The organism is Micrococcus sp. CS26 (genome assembly GCF_055522295.1).
This window is the reverse complement of sequence record NZ_JBVFVY010000005.1, coordinates 56,030-72,554: the sequence shown is the minus strand read 5'-3', so window position 1 is coordinate 72,554 and position 16,525 is coordinate 56,030. Positions and strand designations below refer to the sequence as shown.

Annotated in this window: 13 protein-coding genes; 10 read left to right on the top strand and 3 right to left on the bottom strand. The window is 68.9% G+C overall.

Annotated elements, in window-relative coordinates; genetic code table 11:
* Positions 1-43 precede the first annotated feature (43 nt).
* Positions 44-4,435 carry a glycosyltransferase gene (locus ACZ1IK_RS03905; RefSeq protein WP_465098341.1) on the top strand — a complete coding sequence of 1,464 codons (4,392 nt, stop codon included), beginning with the start codon at positions 44-46 and terminating at the stop codon, positions 4,433-4,435.
* Positions 4,436-4,489: 54 nt separating this feature from the next.
* Here ACZ1IK_RS03905 and ACZ1IK_RS03900 read toward each other — a convergent pair whose 3' ends face one another.
* Together ACZ1IK_RS03900 and ACZ1IK_RS03895 are read right to left on the bottom strand one after the other, a co-directional pair.
* On the bottom strand, positions 4,490-5,383 hold the full coding sequence (locus ACZ1IK_RS03900; RefSeq protein WP_061867850.1) for an ABC transporter ATP-binding protein: 894 nt from the start codon (positions 5,381-5,383) through the stop codon (positions 4,490-4,492).
* Positions 5,367-6,287, bottom strand: coding sequence for an ABC transporter permease (locus tag ACZ1IK_RS03895; RefSeq protein ID WP_044659147.1), 921 nt, complete (start codon positions 6,285-6,287; stop codon positions 5,367-5,369). The genes ACZ1IK_RS03900 and ACZ1IK_RS03895 overlap by 17 nt, the downstream gene beginning before the upstream one ends.
* Before the next feature lie 269 nt (positions 6,288-6,556).
* On the opposite strand from ACZ1IK_RS03895, the gene wecB reads away from it, so the two are divergent.
* Positions 6,557-7,702 carry a non-hydrolyzing UDP-N-acetylglucosamine 2-epimerase gene (gene wecB, locus ACZ1IK_RS03890; protein ID WP_163720871.1) on the top strand — a complete coding sequence of 382 codons (1,146 nt, stop codon included), beginning with the start codon at positions 6,557-6,559 and terminating at the stop codon, positions 7,700-7,702.
* Between the two features lie 90 nt (positions 7,703-7,792).
* On the opposite strand, the gene ACZ1IK_RS03885 is transcribed toward wecB, so the two are convergent.
* A complete protein-coding gene (locus ACZ1IK_RS03885) occupies positions 7,793-9,097 on the bottom strand; it encodes an MFS transporter (RefSeq protein ID WP_240335696.1) in 1,305 nt (434 codons plus the stop codon).
* 71 nt (positions 9,098-9,168) lie between these two features.
* On the opposite strand from ACZ1IK_RS03885, the gene ftsY reads away from it, so the two are divergent.
* The 8 genes from ftsY to rplS all read left to right on the top strand — a co-directional run bounded on the left by ftsY (position 9,169) and on the right by rplS (position 16,492).
* Entirely contained in the window at positions 9,169-10,377 is a 1,209-nt protein-coding gene (gene ftsY / locus ACZ1IK_RS03880) for a signal recognition particle-docking protein FtsY (RefSeq protein ID WP_205521327.1), read from the top strand.
* Positions 10,378-10,571: 194 nt separating this feature from the next.
* Positions 10,572-11,834: an ammonium transporter gene (locus ACZ1IK_RS03875; protein ID WP_163720867.1), complete on the top strand. Its 1,263-nt coding sequence runs from the start codon at positions 10,572-10,574 to the stop codon at positions 11,832-11,834.
* A 123-nt stretch (positions 11,835-11,957) separates the two neighbouring features.
* Positions 11,958-13,544 (top strand): signal recognition particle protein, encoded by a 1,587-nt coding sequence (ffh, locus tag ACZ1IK_RS03870; RefSeq protein WP_115165098.1) that lies wholly within the window; start codon positions 11,958-11,960, stop codon positions 13,542-13,544.
* 200 nt (positions 13,545-13,744) lie between these two features.
* Positions 13,745-14,191, top strand: a complete 447-nt coding sequence (gene rpsP, locus ACZ1IK_RS03865; RefSeq protein ID WP_020628324.1) for a 30S ribosomal protein S16 — start codon at positions 13,745-13,747, stop codon at positions 14,189-14,191.
* Positions 14,192-14,193: 2 nt separating this feature from the next.
* Positions 14,194-14,433 (top strand): RNA-binding protein, encoded by a 240-nt coding sequence (locus tag ACZ1IK_RS03860; RefSeq protein WP_029248213.1) that lies wholly within the window; start codon positions 14,194-14,196, stop codon positions 14,431-14,433.
* 104 nt (positions 14,434-14,537) lie between these two features.
* Entirely contained in the window at positions 14,538-15,140 is a 603-nt protein-coding gene (gene rimM, locus ACZ1IK_RS03855) for a ribosome maturation factor RimM (protein ID WP_256836514.1), read from the top strand.
* Positions 15,141-15,143: 3 nt separating this feature from the next.
* On the top strand, positions 15,144-15,890 hold the full coding sequence (gene trmD, locus ACZ1IK_RS03850; RefSeq protein ID WP_256836516.1) for a tRNA (guanosine(37)-N1)-methyltransferase TrmD: 747 nt from the start codon (positions 15,144-15,146) through the stop codon (positions 15,888-15,890).
* Positions 15,891-16,138: 248 nt separating this feature from the next.
* Positions 16,139-16,492 (top strand): 50S ribosomal protein L19, encoded by a 354-nt coding sequence (gene rplS, locus ACZ1IK_RS03845; RefSeq protein ID WP_002853821.1) that lies wholly within the window; start codon positions 16,139-16,141, stop codon positions 16,490-16,492.
* The last annotated feature ends 33 nt before the right edge of the window (positions 16,493-16,525 follow it).

Genomic DNA, 16,525 nt, shown 5'->3' with positions numbered 1-16,525 from the left:
CCAGACCTGCCCCGCCGATTACAGCACCCGAGGAATCGCACCCATGATCCAACTCTTTCTTCGCTTCTCACGACGCCAGCAACTCGTCATGGGGCTTTTTATTCTGCTCGCTGTCGTGGGTTCGGTACTCGCCTTCCTGGTGGACCACGCGATCCTCATCGTCGCGCTGTTCTGGATGTTGTGCGCTGCGGTGTTCGTAATGATCATGTATCACCGCCGTCTCAACGCAAAGATCAACCGCACCGCCCGTGCTGCACGCATGGGGTCTTCCGCTGTGGCGGGCCGCGGGGGTACGCGGCCCGCCACGGGGCGTCGAATATCGACGCAAGAGTCGCTCGACTCGCTCCAGGCCGCTTTCGCCCGCCGGAGGACCGTCGCCGCGGGCCTGCCGCTGGCGCGCAAACTCATCCAGGAACGCGGGGACCTCAGTGGCGCGCGGGAGGTGCTGGATCAGCTTCGTGGAAAGTCGGGCCTGACCGACTCTGAAGAGAACTTCGTTCGTCGCGTCGACTCTCTCAACCGCCTTCTTGAAGCGGACTACCCGCTTCCCGCACGTCACCGCACCTGCAATTACCTCCCCGTGCGAGGCCGGGTGCTCTACGCCGTGGGCATGTCACCCGTGTCTGTGACCAATGGCTACACGTCCCGGACCAAGGGCGTCGCCGCAGGGCTCGTGGCCCAAGGGCTGGACGTGGTCGTAGCGCCCCTGCCAGGCAAGCCTTGGGACAAGAAGTCGGTCGTCCCCGGGCGGCGAGTGCCTGTCAAGCAGCGTCGTGATGTGTCGGAGATCGACGGCGTACGCCACGTGCACAACCCTGGTCTCCCTGCATGGGAGGGCGATCTCGACGTCTTCTTCCAGGTGGCTGCCGATGCGTACGTCCGCGAAGCCATGATCGAGAAGCCCGAGTTCATCCTGGCCGCCTCGAACTATCTGTCCGCTCTGCCCGCCCTGATCGCAGCCCGTCGGCTCGGGGTGCCGTTCGTGTATGAGATGCGCGGATTCTGGGAAGTGTCTGCGGCATCCGTCCGGCCGGGCTGGGAGCAGTCGGACCAGTATCGGCTTGACCGCCGCTATGAAGACCTCGTCGCCCGCGAAGCCGACCGAGTGGTCGTCATCACGGATGAGATGCGTGAAGACCTTGCTGCCCGCGGCATCGATGCGGACAAGGTCACCGTCGCGCCCAACTGCGTTGACCCAGAGGTGTTCGCCCCTCTTGGCAAGGATCACGCGCTCTTGCGCGGCCTGGGATTCACCGATACGGAGGCTCCAGTCGTGGGTTTCGCGGGCAGCGTCACCGATTACGAAGGCCTCGATCTCGTCACCGACGCGCTCGCGACACTCAAGGCAGAGGGAGTCCGGTTCAACTTCCTCATCATCGGCGGGGGCGCATATCTCGATACGTTGAAGGCGAGGATCGCCACACGCGGTCTTGATCCTGAGACGCGGTTCGTCATGAACGTTCCGAACGCAGACATGCCAGCGTACCTCTCGAGCATCGATGTGTTCCCCCTGGCCCGGAAGTCCTTGCCGGTGACCGAGCTCGTTTCGCCATTGAAGCCGCTGGAGGCGATGGCGGTCGGCGGGGCGGTGGTCCTCTCCGATGTCTCGCCGCACAAGGTGTTCTGCGGGCCTGATGGAGACACTGCGGTCAGTTTCCAGAAGGACGACCTGGCGAGCCTCGTCGAGCGTCTGCGCGAAACTCTCGCCGCCCCAGATGCTGCTCGCGCCATGGGGGTTCGTGCTCGACGCTGGGTCAAGGAGAATCGGCGCTGGCCAGTCACGGGCGAGCGCATCGCCGCTTCACTAATGGCCTTGGCCGAGGAGTTCCGGGCCTCACTGGACGACGCAGAACGCCCGCTCACCGATTACACAGTCGCCTTCATCGGCGACGAATTCACGACGGACACCTTCGTCCCCGAGTTGACCGCCTTGCGTGTGCGGCCTGAGGACTGGCGCGAGACCTTCGAAGACCACCGCGTGGATGCGCTGTTCATTGAGTCCGCTTGGCGAGGCAACGACAGCGCCTGGACCGGGATCATTGGGTATTACGATGACGAGACTCACGCGCCGGTGGTCGAGCTGATCGCGCATTGCAGGCTTCACGAAATCCCCGTGATGTTCTGGAACAAGGAGGATCCGGTCCATTTCAATCGGTTCAAGCGCACCGCAGCCCTGTGCGACTACGTGTTCACGACGGACGCGCGCACCATTGTTGATTACAACGCGCTTCCGGGCAACCAGATCACGACCGTCGCCTCGGCCCCGTTCGCGGCGCAGCCTCTGTTGCACAACCCGCTACCCAGCACCCGGGCACAAGACGAAGCTATCGCGTATGGCGGGACCTACTACGGGGACAAGTATGCGACCCGTAAACAGGGGCTGGATTTCCTGTTCTATGAGTCTGCCCCACACGGCTTGGCGATCTACGAGCGGGTGCACAACGATCCCAACTCGCCGTACCGCCTGCCGGACCGTTTCCGCCGGTACGCCCGAGGAAGCCTGAGCTATCCCGAGATGTGCCAGGCCTATAAGGCCCACCCGATCCACCTGAACGGCAATTCGGTGGTGGACTCGCCGAGCATGTTCTCTCGCCGGGTCGTGGAGATCACCGCGTCTGGGTCGACGGTACTCAGCTCTGCGGGCCGTGGCGTAGACGAGACGTTGGCGGGCACCGTCCCGACCGTGACCACCCCCGATGAGGCTGCGGCCTATCTGGAGGGCTGGAAGTCGTCTGAGCAGCGTCGGCACGCCGGCCTTTGGGAGGCGTTCCGCCACGTCTACGAGACGCACACGTGTGCTCACCGTTTGGTGTACATGATGCGCGTCGCTGGGTTCCGAGTCCGCAGTCCGCAGGCCGCGCCGATCGCAGTCGAGTGCGCCGCCGCAGACGTACCGTTGTTCGAGGCCCAGACCATGCGTCCTGCCTTGTACCTGGTGACCGACACAACCGAGGGCGTTGATGCCGCCAGTCCCGTCGTCCTCGCCGCTCCTCCGGAGAGGGCGGCAAAGCTGCAAGAGGCCGGCATCCGGAACGTCGTCATCCACCGTGAGGGCGCCCCTGCTCTGGACGAGCACCTCGTGGAGGACTTCTCGCTCGCTCTGCATTTCGGGCATTGGAAGGCCGTGGGCACTCGCACCGTCGAATGGTCGCCGGGCGACGCACACGTGCGAATCGCTGCCCTGACGGCGGACATCGATGAGGGCACTGTACTGGTGGACGCCGACGTCTACGCCGGCTCTGTTCTCGGGGAGCGACCTGCCCTAGCCGATGACGAGGTCTTTGCCTGGCAGCACGTCGTCGAACACGTCGGCAAGGTGACCTACACGGACTCGACGGCTGTCCCGATCGACACCGCGGTCGTCCACGAGGAGGCAGACCCCCTTCCGCCCGTTGCGTCTGGAGAGGCGGGGCCACCCGTAGGGGAGACTCAGACGGTGCCTCTCAACGTCCTCGTCGCTGGCCATGACCTGAAGTTCCTGCCGCAGATCATGGCGCAGCTCGAAGCCGCGGGTCACCGTGTCATCGTCGACCAGTGGGACGGGCACGATATCCACGACGAGGAACGCAGCCTCCGACTCCTCGCCGAAGCGGATGTCATCTTCTGTGAGTGGGCGCTCGGGAACGTGAAGTGGTACAGCCACCACAAGCAGGACGACCAGCGGCTTGTGGTGCGCCTCCACGCCCAGGAACTTCGCACTCGCTACCTCAAGGACGCCGACCTGTCCGCCGTGGACACCTTCGTGTTCGTGTCACCCGTCGGCATGCGGCGGGCGCAGTTGCTCTTCGGAGTACCGGTGGATCGGTCCGTGGTCATCGGCAACACCTTCGACTTCGAGCGATTTGCGGCGCCTCGGAACGCACCGGATCCGCATGCCCTCGGTCTTGTTGGCTCCGTGCCACATTCGAAGCGTCTGGACCTCGCGCTCGACGTGACCGAACTGCTGGCGTCGCACGACCCGACTTACCGTCTCGACGTCATGGGTAAGGAGTACCACGAGTACGCGTGGCTCATGAAGCGAACTGCTGAGCGGAGTTATTTTGAGGCGCAGTATTTGCGGATTGAATCGTCTGCGGTGCTCCGCGAAGCCGTCCGGTTCGGCGGACACTCCTATGACATCGCGGAGTGGTACCGCGCCAAGCCAGGCATCATCTTGTCCACGAGCGACCACGAAGGAACGCATCAGGCGATCGCGGAAGGTGGTGCAGCGGGCTGTGTGCCGGTGATCTTTCCGTGGGCGGGGGCTGAGGCCGTTTACGACGATCGATGGGTCGTCGAGGGCGTCCGCGACGCGGCCGACCGGATCCGCAGGTACTCTTCAGACCCGGCCCTCTTCCTCGAGGAGTCTGAGCGGGCCCAAGCATTCATGCGGGAGCGTTTCTCGCCCGAGGAGATCGGTGCCCAGATCCTGGCCGTGGTAGAGGGTCGGCGGTGACGTAGCGCCGGAGAAAGAAGGGGACCGTCTCTCGTGTGAGACGGTCCCCTTCTTTTAATGACCCGTGGTGCCCTTGAGAGCAACGATGCGTTCTGCCTCGGTCGTCTCGTACCGTGCCCGGGCTTCGAGCGCTTTCTCTTCCCCGTGCTTGCGTAGGGCGCTCATGAAATAGCTGTAATGCTGCATGACATCGAGGGTGTCTCCGTCTTCGATGATTGCGCCCTCATCCATCCAGACGACGCGGGTGCACATCTCTCGGATCACTCCGGCGGAATGGTTGACGAGGAAGCCTGTGCCAGACCGGGCGATCAGGTCTCGCATTGCTTGATTGGACCGCTCCCGGAAAGCGTCGTCGCCGGTCGCAAGTGCTTCGTCAATCATGATGATGTCGGGTTGCGACGCTACTGAGATCGCGAAGCGCAGGCGGGCCCGCATGCCGGAGGAGTATGTACGCATGGGCATGCGAATGGATTTTCCGATGTCGGCCAACTCAGCGACTTGTGGGATTCGGTCGTGGACCTCGGCTGGGGTCAAGCCCATCGCGAGTAGACCGATACGAATGTTGTCTAGACCGGTGAGGTTGGGCATGAGCGCTGCCCCCACACCCATCAATTGGGGCGCAGAAGCGGCAAAGACCTCCCCAGATGTTGGCGCCTCAACGCCTGCCAGGACGCGGAGCAGGGCACTCTTGCCGGACCCATTGCGTCCGACGAGTCCGATGAATTCGCCCTTCCGTGCGGCCAAGGACACCCCCCTCACAGCATGGACGACGTCCAGTTCACCGCCCCGAGAAAAGAGCCCGCGAGATTTCTCGTCCCGAGCGATCCTCACGGGGTAATCGAGGATGATGTCCGTAGCGAGCAGGTTGAGGCCGCCAGTCGAAGCTAGGTGCCCCCCCTCGAACGCTTCCGGCGGCTGCGCATGGTCCTGGTTAGCGGTACTGGTCACGGCCGTACGACTCCTCTCCGAGCCAGAAGACAATGCCGCCGACAATCGTCAGGCACACTGCATACGCGGCGAGCATCGCCCAGCTCGACGCCGGCGGCGTCACCCCCTCGATGATGACCTGACGGTACATCGTGATCAGTACATACAACGGGTTGAGTTGGATGATCGCATGGAGGGCGGGGTGGTTGTCCGTGAAACGCGTTATCGGGAAGATGACTCCGGAGCCGTACATCAGGAGACGGGACACGAACGGCACCATGCGGCTCACATCCGGAAGGAGGGTGCTGAGCCGCGCCAGCAGGAGCATGATGCCGAAGTTTAGGATCACGTGCAGCCCCAGGACACCCGGGAAGACCAGCCAGGACCACTCAGGTGTCTCATGCGGGGGGATCGCTATGACGAGGATGAACATCACTGCGATCGCCGGTAGTCGCTGGAGCACGTCGTACACGAGATCGGCCAAGGGCAGCGCCATGCGTGGGAACCGGAAGGCGCGGGTCAAGGACAGGTTCGACGCGATGGTCCGCGTGCCAGATGTCAATGCGGCGCTGGTCATCTGGAACATGAACACACCCACGATGACGAAGGCGACGAAATTGTCCATTCCGTGGTCGAAACGCAAAAGCAAACCGAAGATCAGCCAGTAGAAGATCGCGTCGAGCATTGGGCGAAGGATGAGCCATACCGACCCGAGACGACTGTCGTCGTTTCCTGTGACGAGCCGTCCTCGGGACTGCCACCAGATGAAGTGTCGGCGTTGCCAGAGCTCCACCAGATAGCGGCGAGGGGCAGGGCGACCTGTGACAGGTGAGAGGTGCGAAGCGTCACCATAAGCCTGGACGGCCGCGGCGCGGAACGCGCTGGCGACGGGTTCGGAGGGTCGTCTTGGTCGCCGTGTGGTCATCGGTTCGCGCCTGCCTTTCTGAGCGTGGGCCACCCGAGTGGGGGACCGGCCGTCGATGCGGGACTTCTCTTGACGGTGCCCCACGACGGCGATGCCGCGCGCGGGAGGCGCGTCGACCGCCTCCTTAGTGTAGGAGACGGCGGCGCGGGAACGCAGCTGCTGAGGGGGTCGGATTGTTGGCTTCGACTATGGTGAAGCCGTCTGGAGGTCCCGCCGCTTGGACTTGATCTCCTCCCCTTTGAGCCGTCGTCGATGCAGCGAGGAACACCGTGAAGAAAATCATGCCCATCTACGGAACCCGCCCGGAGGCGATCAAGGTGGCCCCCATCGTCAAGGCGCTGCAGGCCGACGAGCGGTTCGAGTGCGTGGTGACCGTCACGGGGCAACACCGCGAGATGCTGGACCAGGTCAACGAGCTGTTCGGCATCGTCCCGGACCACGACCTCAACATCATCCAGCCCCGGCAGACCCTCAACGGCGTGTTTGCCCGCACCCTGGACGGGCTCGACGCCGTCCTGGAGCAGGAGCGGCCGGACGCCGTCGTGGTCCAGGGCGACACCACGACCTCGACGGCGGGCGCCGTCGCCGCCTTCAACCGCGGCATCCCCGTGGTCCACGCCGAGGCGGGCCTGCGCAGCTTCGACATCCTCTCCCCGTTCCCGGAGGAGGCCAACCGCAAGATCACCAGCCAGATCTCGGCGCTGCACCTGCCCCCGACCACCGTGAGCCGGGACAACCTGCTGCGTGAGGCCGTGGCCGCGGAGGATATCTACGTCACGGGCAACACCGTGATCGACGCGCTGCTGGAGGCCGTCAGCCACCAGGTGCCGTTCGAGGACGAGCGTCTGGCCGAGCTGGAGGCGTCCGGCCGTCGCGTCGTCCTGGTGACGACCCACCGGCGCGAGAACCAGGGCGACGCGATGCGCGGCGTCGGGCGCGCCCTGGCCCGCCTGGCCGCGGACCACCCGGAGGTCACCTTCGTGCTGCCGGCGCATCGCAACCCGGTGGTTCGCGAAGCGATCCTTCCCGAGATCGAGGGCCGCGAGAACGTGCTCGTGACCGAGCCCCTGGCCTACGGCGAGTTCACCCACCTGCTGTCCGTGGCCACCGTCGTGCTGACGGATTCCGGTGGCGTCCAGGAGGAGGCTCCGTCGCTGGGCAAGCCCGTCCTCGTGATGCGCGAGAACACCGAGCGTCCCGAGGCCGTGACCGCCGGCACCGTGCGCCTGATCGGCACGGACGAGGAGGTCGTGGTCACCGAGGTCACCCGCCTGGTGACGGACGAGGCCGCGTACACTGCGATGTCCCAGGCGGTGAACCCCTACGGCGACGGCCGCGCGGCCGAGCGCACGGTCTCGGCGATCGCCGAGCTGCTCGGCGTGGGCGAGCGGCTGCCGGCCTTCGACGGCGCCTGAGCAGCATCGCACTCCCGGACGGGGACACCCCCGTCCACGCACGAGGCCGCCGTCCCCGCGGGGACGGCGGCCTCGTGGCGTGCCCCGGCCTCACCCGTCCTCGCGCGGGGTCACCCGGGCGTCCTCCGGGCGGACCAGCGGCAGGGACCCGGTGCGGGGCCCGCCGGGCACGATCGGCAGATTGGTCTCCGGAGCACGCCACCACGCGAGGGCGCCGAGCAGGATGACGCCGCCGGTGAGCACGAACGCCCACCCGTAGCCGGCGGTGTCCACCACGAGGCCGGCCAGCAGCGGGCCGGAGATGGCGCCCAGGTCGGCGGACATCTGGGCGGCGGACATCACAGCGCCGGAGCGCCGTCCCTGGCCCACGACGTCGGCGATGGCCGCCTGCTGCGGGGCGTTGAGGGTGCCCGTGCCGGCGCCGGCCAGCAGGCACGCGAGCAGGAAGAGCGCGGGCGAGCTCATCCAGCCGATCACCCCGGTGGTGGCGGCCATGGTGAGCAGGCCGGTGAGGATCAGCGGCTTGCGGCCGTGCACGTCGGAGAGTCGCGAGGAGAAGGTCACGGCGACCACGTTGCCCAGCGCGAACACGGAGAGGGCGAGTCCGGCCATGAAGGCCCCGTCCACCTGCCAGCCCAGCAGCCCAGTGCCGGCGAAGGCGGTGGCCGCGAACAGGGGCATCACCGAGTTGCGCACACCGAACGTCGCCCAGCCGTTCGCGAAGAACGAGGCGAGCGCCGCGCGGTAGGACGGCAGGCCGAACGCCTCCTTCAGGGGCATCGTCGGGCGGGGATCGCCGGTGCCGCGGTCCGCGCGCCGCGTGTCCCGCAGCAGGACGAACACCATCCCCGCGGCGATCACCAGCGACGTGCCGTAGATCAGGAACGGCGCACGGAAGCCGAAGACCGCCAGGGCGGAGCCCACAATCGGCCCCACGATGTTGCCGATGAGGAAGGCGGAGGCGTACGCACCGGAGACGCGTCCGCGCATCGTCGGCGGTGACTTCGCCGCCAGGAACGCCATGGCGGACACCGTGAACAGCGTGGATCCGACGCCGCCGAGGGCGCGGAAGAGCAGCAGCTGCTCGAACGTCTGCGCGAAGGCGATGAGGAACATGGACGCGGCCACGATCAGCACACCGGTCATGTACACGGGCGTCTCGCCGAGGCGGTTCGTCAGGCGTCCGGAGAGCGGGGCGAACAGGAGCCGCGTCAGCCCGAACGCGGAGACGACGGCGGCCACGGCCGTCGCGGACGCGTTGAAGGAGCTCGCGTACTGCGGCAGCAGCGGGGCGATGATCCCGAAGCCGATCGCGATGATGAACGCGGCGGCGACGAGGACCTTGATCTCACGGGGCAGGGGGACCCGCGAGGAGCGGGCGGACGACAACGGCATGACCGCCATCTTCGCACGGCGCCGGGTGTGCAGCCCGGGGCGGGCGACGGCCCGTGTGACAGACTGGACCCGTGGAAATCGTGCTCATAGTCTCAGTCGTGGCCGCCCTGCTGCTGGGCGGCGTGCTCGTCGGCCTGCTGGACCGGCGCCCCGCCCCGCCGAAGGGCTCGTACCAGGGAGTGCGGGACGCGGACGACCCGCGCCCGAGTCCGCGACACGCGGCCCCGTCGGGCTCCACCGCCGTCCTGGAACGCCCCGAGGTCGACGAGGCGCCGCCCGTCGTCGCCGAGCCGGAGCCCGCCGTCGTCGAGGAGGTGGAGACCGCCCCGGCGAAGCCCGTGTACGAGCGGCCCGAGGCCGCCGGCTCGCGCCTGGCCCGCCTGCGGGCCCGCCTGCTCAAGTCCAACAACGTCTTCGGCAAGGGTCTGCTGGCGCTGCTGTCCCAGGACCGCATCGACGACGACGTGTGGGACGAGATCGAGGAGACGCTGCTGATGGCGGACCTCGGCACCGAGCCCACCCTGGAGCTCGTCGACCGCCTCAAGGCCCGTGTCACGGTCGAGGGCACGCGGGACCCGGAGCAGGTGCGCACCCTGCTGCGCGAGGAGCTCGTGGCGATGGTGGACCCCTCGATGGACCGCCGTCTCGCCGCGACCCGCAAGGGCGACCGCCCCGCCGTGACCATGGTCGTGGGCGTCAACGGCGTCGGCAAGACCACCACCGTGGGCAAGCTCGCCCGTGTGCTCGTGGCGGAGGACCGCACCGTCGTGCTCGGCGCCGCGGATACCTTCCGCGCCGCCGCCGCCGAGCAGCTCGCCACGTGGGGCGCCCGCGTGGGCGTCGAGACCGTCCGCTCCGAGAAGGAGGGCGCCGACCCGGCGTCCGTCGCCTTCGAGGCCGTGGAGCGCGGCATCGCCGAGGGCGTCGACGTCGTGCTCGTGGACACCGCGGGCCGCCTGCAGAACAAGGCCAACCTCATGGACGAGCTCGGCAAGATCAAGCGCGTCATCGAGAAGCAGGCCGAGGTGGACGAGGTCCTGCTCGTGCTCGACGCCACCACGGGCCAGAACGGCCTGACCCAGGCGAAGGTGTTCGCCGAGGTCGTGGACGTCACCGGCATCGTGCTGACCAAGCTGGACGGCACCGCCAAGGGCGGCATCGTGATCGCCATCCAGCGCCAGCTCGGCGTGCCCGTCAAGCTGATCGGCCTCGGCGAGGGCCCCGATGACCTCGCGCCGTTCACCGCCGAGGGCTTCGTGGACGCGCTGCTGACCGACTGACGTCCCGCACCCGGTCCAGGGCCCCTCCCGACGACGTCGGGAGGGGCCCTGTTCTGTCACGGAGACGTCATCGACGTGTGGCGTGGCCCACTTCTCCGGTATCGTCCCTCCATCGGCCCCGATCGGGGCCGGGCAGCGACGCCGCGGGACGGGCGTTCGCCCCCGGCTCGCGGCCCGGACCGAAGGAGACCCCCATGGAGGAGTCGAACGTCCTGGACGCAGGGACAGTGTGGATGGTGACGAGCGCGGCGATGGTCCTGCTCATGACACCCGGACTGGCCATCTTCTACGGCGGCATGACCCGCGCGAAGTCCTCGCTCAACATGATCATGATGTCCTTCGTCTCGATGGGCCTCGTCGGAGTCGTCTGGGTCCTGTGGGTCCACGGGATGACCGGTGGCGACGGGTGGGCCGGGGTGGTGGGGAACCCCGCCGGTGACCTCGGGCTGACCGGCACGATGGCCGAGGGCGGGCTCGTCGCCGCGGCCTACGGCGCCACCTTCGCGATCATCGCGGTCGCCCTCATCTCCGGCGCGGTGGCCGACCGGTTCAAGTTCGTCACGTGGTGCGTCTTCGTGCCCGTCTGGACCACCGTCGTCTACGCCCCGCTGGCCTACATGGTGTGGGGCGGCGGGCTCCTCTCCGAGGACGGCGCCATCGGCGCCCGCCTGGGGGAGGCCCTCGACTTCGCCGGTGGCCTCGTGGTGCACATCAGCGCCGGCGTGGCCGCCCTCGTGCTCGCGCTGCTGCTGGGCAAGCGCCACGGCTTCGGCGTGGACCCCGGCCACCGGCCGCACAACGTCCCGTTCACCATGCTCGGTGCGGCCCTGCTCTGGTTCGGCTGGTTCGGGTTCAACGGGGGCGCGGCGGGCGGTGTCGACGAGCTCGGACTGATCTGGGTGGACACCCTCGCCGCCGGCGCCGCCGGCATGCTCGGCTGGGTGTTCGTGGAGTGGCTGCGCCGCGGCCGGCCGACCTCGATCGGCACCGCGTCCGGGATCGTCTCGGGACTGGTCGCCATCACGCCCGCGTGCGCCTATGTGAGCCCCCTGGGGGCCGTGGTGATCGGCCTGGTCTCCGGTGCGGCCAGCGCGCTCGCGGTCAACCTCAAGTACCGCCTCGGCTTCGACGATTCGCTCGACGTCGTCGGCGTGCACCTCACCGCTGGCATCCTGGGCACCGTGCTGATCGGCTTCTTCGCCCTGCCGGACGAGGGCCGGGCGGGCCTGTTCTACGGCGGAGACGCCGGTCTCCTGGTGGCCCAGACGGTGGCCGTGCTCGTCGCCGTGGTCTTCACCGCCGTGGTGACCACGGTCATCGCCCTGGTCCTGCGCGGGACCATGGGCCTGCGAGTGAGCAAGGAGGACGAGGAGCGGGGCGTCGATCTGACCCTGCACGACGAGTCGGCCTACGACGTCGGCTTCGGCGGGGTGCCCGTCCCCGCGGAGGCGCGGTGAGCCGCCGCGGACGGGTGAGGCCGGTCGGTTGCTAGGCTTGGCGGGCGCCGCGGTGGATGCCGCGGCGCCCGCGACCGACCGCGTCCGGATCAGTCGACCCCGCTTCGAAGGATCACACCCGCCGTGTTCAACTCCCTGTCCGACCGCCTCACAGCCACCTTCCGCAGCCTCAAGGGCAAGGGGCGGCTGAGCGAGGCGGACATCGACGCCACCGCACGCGAGATCCGCCGCGCCCTCCTGGACGCCGACGTCGCCGTGCCCGTGGTCCGCCAGTTCATCGCGCAGATCAAGGAGCGCGCCCTCGGAGCCGAGGTGGCCCAGGCCCTGAACCCGGGCCAGCAGGTCGTGAAGATCGTCAACGAGGAGCTCGTGGGCATCCTCGGCGGCGAGACCCGGCGCATCCAGCACGCCAAGACGGGCACCACCGTCATCATGCTCGTGGGCCTGCAGGGCGCCGGCAAGACGACCCTCGCCGGCAAGCTCGCCCACCTGCTCAAGTCCCAGGGCCACACCCCGCTGCTCGTGGCCTGCGACCTCCAGCGTCCGAACGCCGTGAAGCAGCTGCAGGTCGGCGGCGAGCGCGCCGGGGTCCCGGTCTACGCGCCGCACCCCGGCGTCTCCTCCGAGTTCGAGGCCGCCACGGGCGACCCGGTGCAGGTGGCCCGCGACGGCGTCGCCGAGGCCAACACCAAGTACCACGACGTGGTCATCATCGACACCGCCGGCCGCCTCGGCGTGGACGCCGAGCTCATGCAGCAGGCCGCGGACATCCGCGCCGCCGTGGACCCGGACGAGGTGCTCTTCGTCATCGACGCGATGATCGGCCAGGACGCCGTCGCCACGGCCCAGGCGTTCAACGAGGGCGTCGGCTTCACCGGCGTCGTGCTCACCAAGCTCGACGGCGACGCGCGCGGCGGCGCCGCGCTGTCCGTCCGCCACGTGACCGGCAAGCCGATCATGTTCGCCTCCACGGGCGAGGGCCTGAAGGACTTCGAGGTCTTCCACCCGGACCGCATGGCCTCGCGCATCCTCGACATGGGCGACGTGCTCTCCCTGATCGAGCAGGCCGAGCAGAACTGGGACCGCAGCGAGGCCGAGAAGATGGCCCGCAAGTTCGCGGACCAGGAGGACTTCACCCTCGACGACTTCCTCGCCCAGATGCAGCAGCTCAAGAAGATGGGCTCGCTGAAGAAGATGCTCATGATGATGCCGGGCGCCCAGGGCATGCGGCAGCAGCTCGAGCAGTTCGACGAGTCGTCGATCGGCCGCGTCGAGGCGATCATCCACTCGATGACCCCGCACGAGCGCGTGGCCCCCAAGATCATCAACGGCTCGCGCCGTGCCCGCATCGCCCGCGGCTCGGGTGTGAGCGTGTCCGAGGTCAACGGCCTGCTCGAGCGCTTCGCCGAGGCGCAGAAGATGATGAAGCGCATGGCCGCCGGCGGTGGCATCCCCGGCATGCCCGGCATGCCGGGCGGCGCCTCCCGCAAGGCGAAGGGCAAGGGCAAGAACGCCAAGCGCGATCGCGTGAAGTCCGGCAACCCCGCCAAGGCCGCGGCCGAGCGCAAGGCGATCGAGGAGCGGCGCGCCCGCGCCGCCCAGGCACAGGCCGGGGCGGTGTTCGGCCGCGACGGCGCGGGGATGGACGGCTTCGACCCGTCCACCCTCAACCTGCCGGCGGGCTTCGAGAAGTACCTCAAGGACCGCTGAGTCGCCCGCTGCCCGGTCGCGGCGCGCCGGGTGTGCACCGGCCCGCCCGATCTGGCAGAATGGCACGGTACTGAGCGTGAGCCCGGACGACCCTCTATCCTCCGCTGCGCTCCGTTCCGTGTGCCAGGTCGTCGACGCCCGCTGCCCCCACGCGGCGTCGTGCCCCGGCCCCCCAGATCCACTGAAGGAGAACCACACTCGTGGCTGTCAAGATTCGTCTGAAGCGGTTCGGCAAGATCCGCGCCCCGTTCTACCGCGTCGTCGTCATGGACTCGCGCACCCGCCGCGATGGCCGTGCCATCGAGGAGATCGGCAAGTACCACCCCACCGAGGAGCCCTCGTTCATCGAGATCGACTCGGAGCGCGCCCAGTACTGGCTCTCCGTCGGCGCCCAGCCGACCGAGCAGGTCGCCGCGCTGCTGAAGGTCACCGGTGACTGGCAGAAGTTCAAGGGCGAGTCGGGCGCCGAGGGCACCCTGAAGTCCAAGTCCGAGAAGGAGGCCTTCGTGGCCCCCGAGAAGGGCTCGGTCATCCTGCCGGAGGAGCCGAAGCAGGAGGAGGCCCCGGCCGAGTCCGAGCAGGCCGCCGAGGCTCCGGCCGAGGAGGCCGCTGAGGCGCCGGCCGAGGACGCCGAGAAGTCCGAGTGACCATGCTGACCGAGGCCCTCGAGCACCTGGTGCGCGGCATCGTGGACACGCCCGAGGCGGTCCGCGTGGACGCCCGCTCCCAGCGGCGCGGCGACATGCTGGAGGTCCGCGTGGCCCCCGAGGACCTGGGTCGCGTGATCGGCCGCCAGGGTCGCACCGCCACCGCGCTGCGCACCGTGCTGGACGGCCTGGCCGGCCACCCCGTCCGCGTGGACGTGGTGGAGACCGACCGCCGCTCCTGACGGCCCGTGACGCACGGCCCGCCCGCCCCTCACCGGGCCGGCGGGCCGTCGTCGTCTGCGGCCCCGCCCCCTCCCGCCACCGACCGTCCCACCCAGGAGAGCCCATGAGTCCCGCAGCCCAGGACGACCTCGTCCGCGTCGCCCGCATCGGCAAGCCGCACGGCATCCGCGGCGAGGTGACCGTGCAGGTCTTCACCGACGACCCGGACGCCCGCTTCGCCCCCGGCGAGCGCCTCGTGGTGCGCGACGGCGCCCCGGGCCTTCCGGCGGAGCTCACCGTCACCCGGGCCCGGTGGAACAAGCAGATCCTCGTGGTCGGCTTCGGCGAGTCGCCGGACCGCAACGTCGCCGAGACCCTGCGCGGCGCCCAGCTGTTCGCCGTTCCCGCCGCGCCCGAGGAGTCCGACGAGTGGTACGAGGAGGACCTCGTGGACCTCGAGGTGCGGGTCGAGGGCGAGCGCGTCGGCGTCGTCACGGCCCTGACCACCGGGGCGGTCCAGGATCTGCTGCACGTCGCGTTGGACGGCGTCGAGGAGGAGGCCCTGGTGCCCTTCGTCGAGGAGATCGTCCCGGAGATCGACCCCGAGGCCGGCGTGCTCGTGCTGACCCCGCCGCCGGGGCTGCTCGAGCTCGCCACCGGCGTCGACGAGGACGCCGCAGACGGGCCCGCCGTGGCACGCCCCGCCGATGCGGATGCGGAGGACTGAGCGGTGCGCTTCGACGTCGTCACGATCTTCCCCGAGTACCTCGCGGTGCTCGACGTCTCGCTGCTGGGCCGTGCCCGCCGCGAGGGCCTCGTGGACGTGCACGTCCACGACCTGCGCGACTTCACCTCCGACCGGCACCGCACCGTGGACGACACGCCCTACGGTGGCGGCGCCGGCATGGTGATGAAACCGGAGCCGTGGGCGCTCGCGCTCGAGCACGTGGCGGCCCAGGGGCCCGTGTCACCGGCCCCCGCCGAGTCGTCGTCGGCGGAGCCGGGGGACCGCCCCGTGCTGCTCGTGCCGACGCCCTCGGGGGAGCGCTTCACCCAGCGGTTCGCCCGGGAACTGGCGGGCCGGGAGCACGTGGCGATCGCGTGCGGCCGCTACGAGGGGATCGACGAGCGCGTCTTCGGCTGGGCCGAGGAGCTCTTCGAGGTGCGGCTGGTCTCGCTGGGCGACTACGTGCTCAACGGCGGCGAGGTCGCGGCGCTGGCGATGATCGAGGCCGTCGGCCGCCTCGTGCCGGGCGTCGTGGGCAACCCGGCCTCGCTCGTCGAGGAGTCCCACGAGGACGGCCTGCTGGAGTACCCGGTCTACACCAAGCCCGCGGACTGGCGGGGCCGTGCGGTGCCGCCCGTGCTGCTCTCGGGCGACCACGGCAAGGTCGCGGCCTGGCGTCGGGCCCAGCAGGAGGAGCGCACGCGCGAGCGGCGACCGGACCTGTGGGCGGCGTACGACTCCGAGGACTGACCCGCCGCGCCCGACGGGCCGGAGGGGCGTCGCGACGTCGTCGGCTGTGGCATAATGGGTCCTCGTGTCCGCCGGACGCCCGACCTGCCACAGGGGGCGCGCGTCAACGGATCGGACCCCGGGACCGCACCCCACGTGCGGAGCCCGGCCCTCGGCTCGGGACCCGGCCCCCTCGTCATGCGGACGTGGACGGGCCGTGCGCCCGCATACCACGCGGTTGACCTGTGGCATCCGCCAGGAGAGACGACATGCACATTCTCGACTCGTTCGACAAGAAGACGCTGCGCGACGACATCCCGGAGTTCGCCCCCGGCGACACCGTCAAGGTGCACGTGAACATCATCGAGGGCAAGACCGCCCGCGTCCAGGTGTTCCAGGGCTACGTCATGGGCCGTCAGGGCTACGGCGTGCGCGAGACCTTCCGCGTCCGCAAGGTGTCCTTCGGCATCGGCGTGGAGCGCGTGTTCCCGGTGCACTCCCCGGTCATCGACAAGATCGAGGTCGTCACCAAGGGCGACGTGCGCCGCGCGAAGCTGTACTACATGCGCGACCGCCACGGCAAGGCCGCCCGCATCCGCGAGAAGCGCGCCGACGCCAAGTGATCATCCCGGTCGGCCCCGCCGACCGGTGATCGA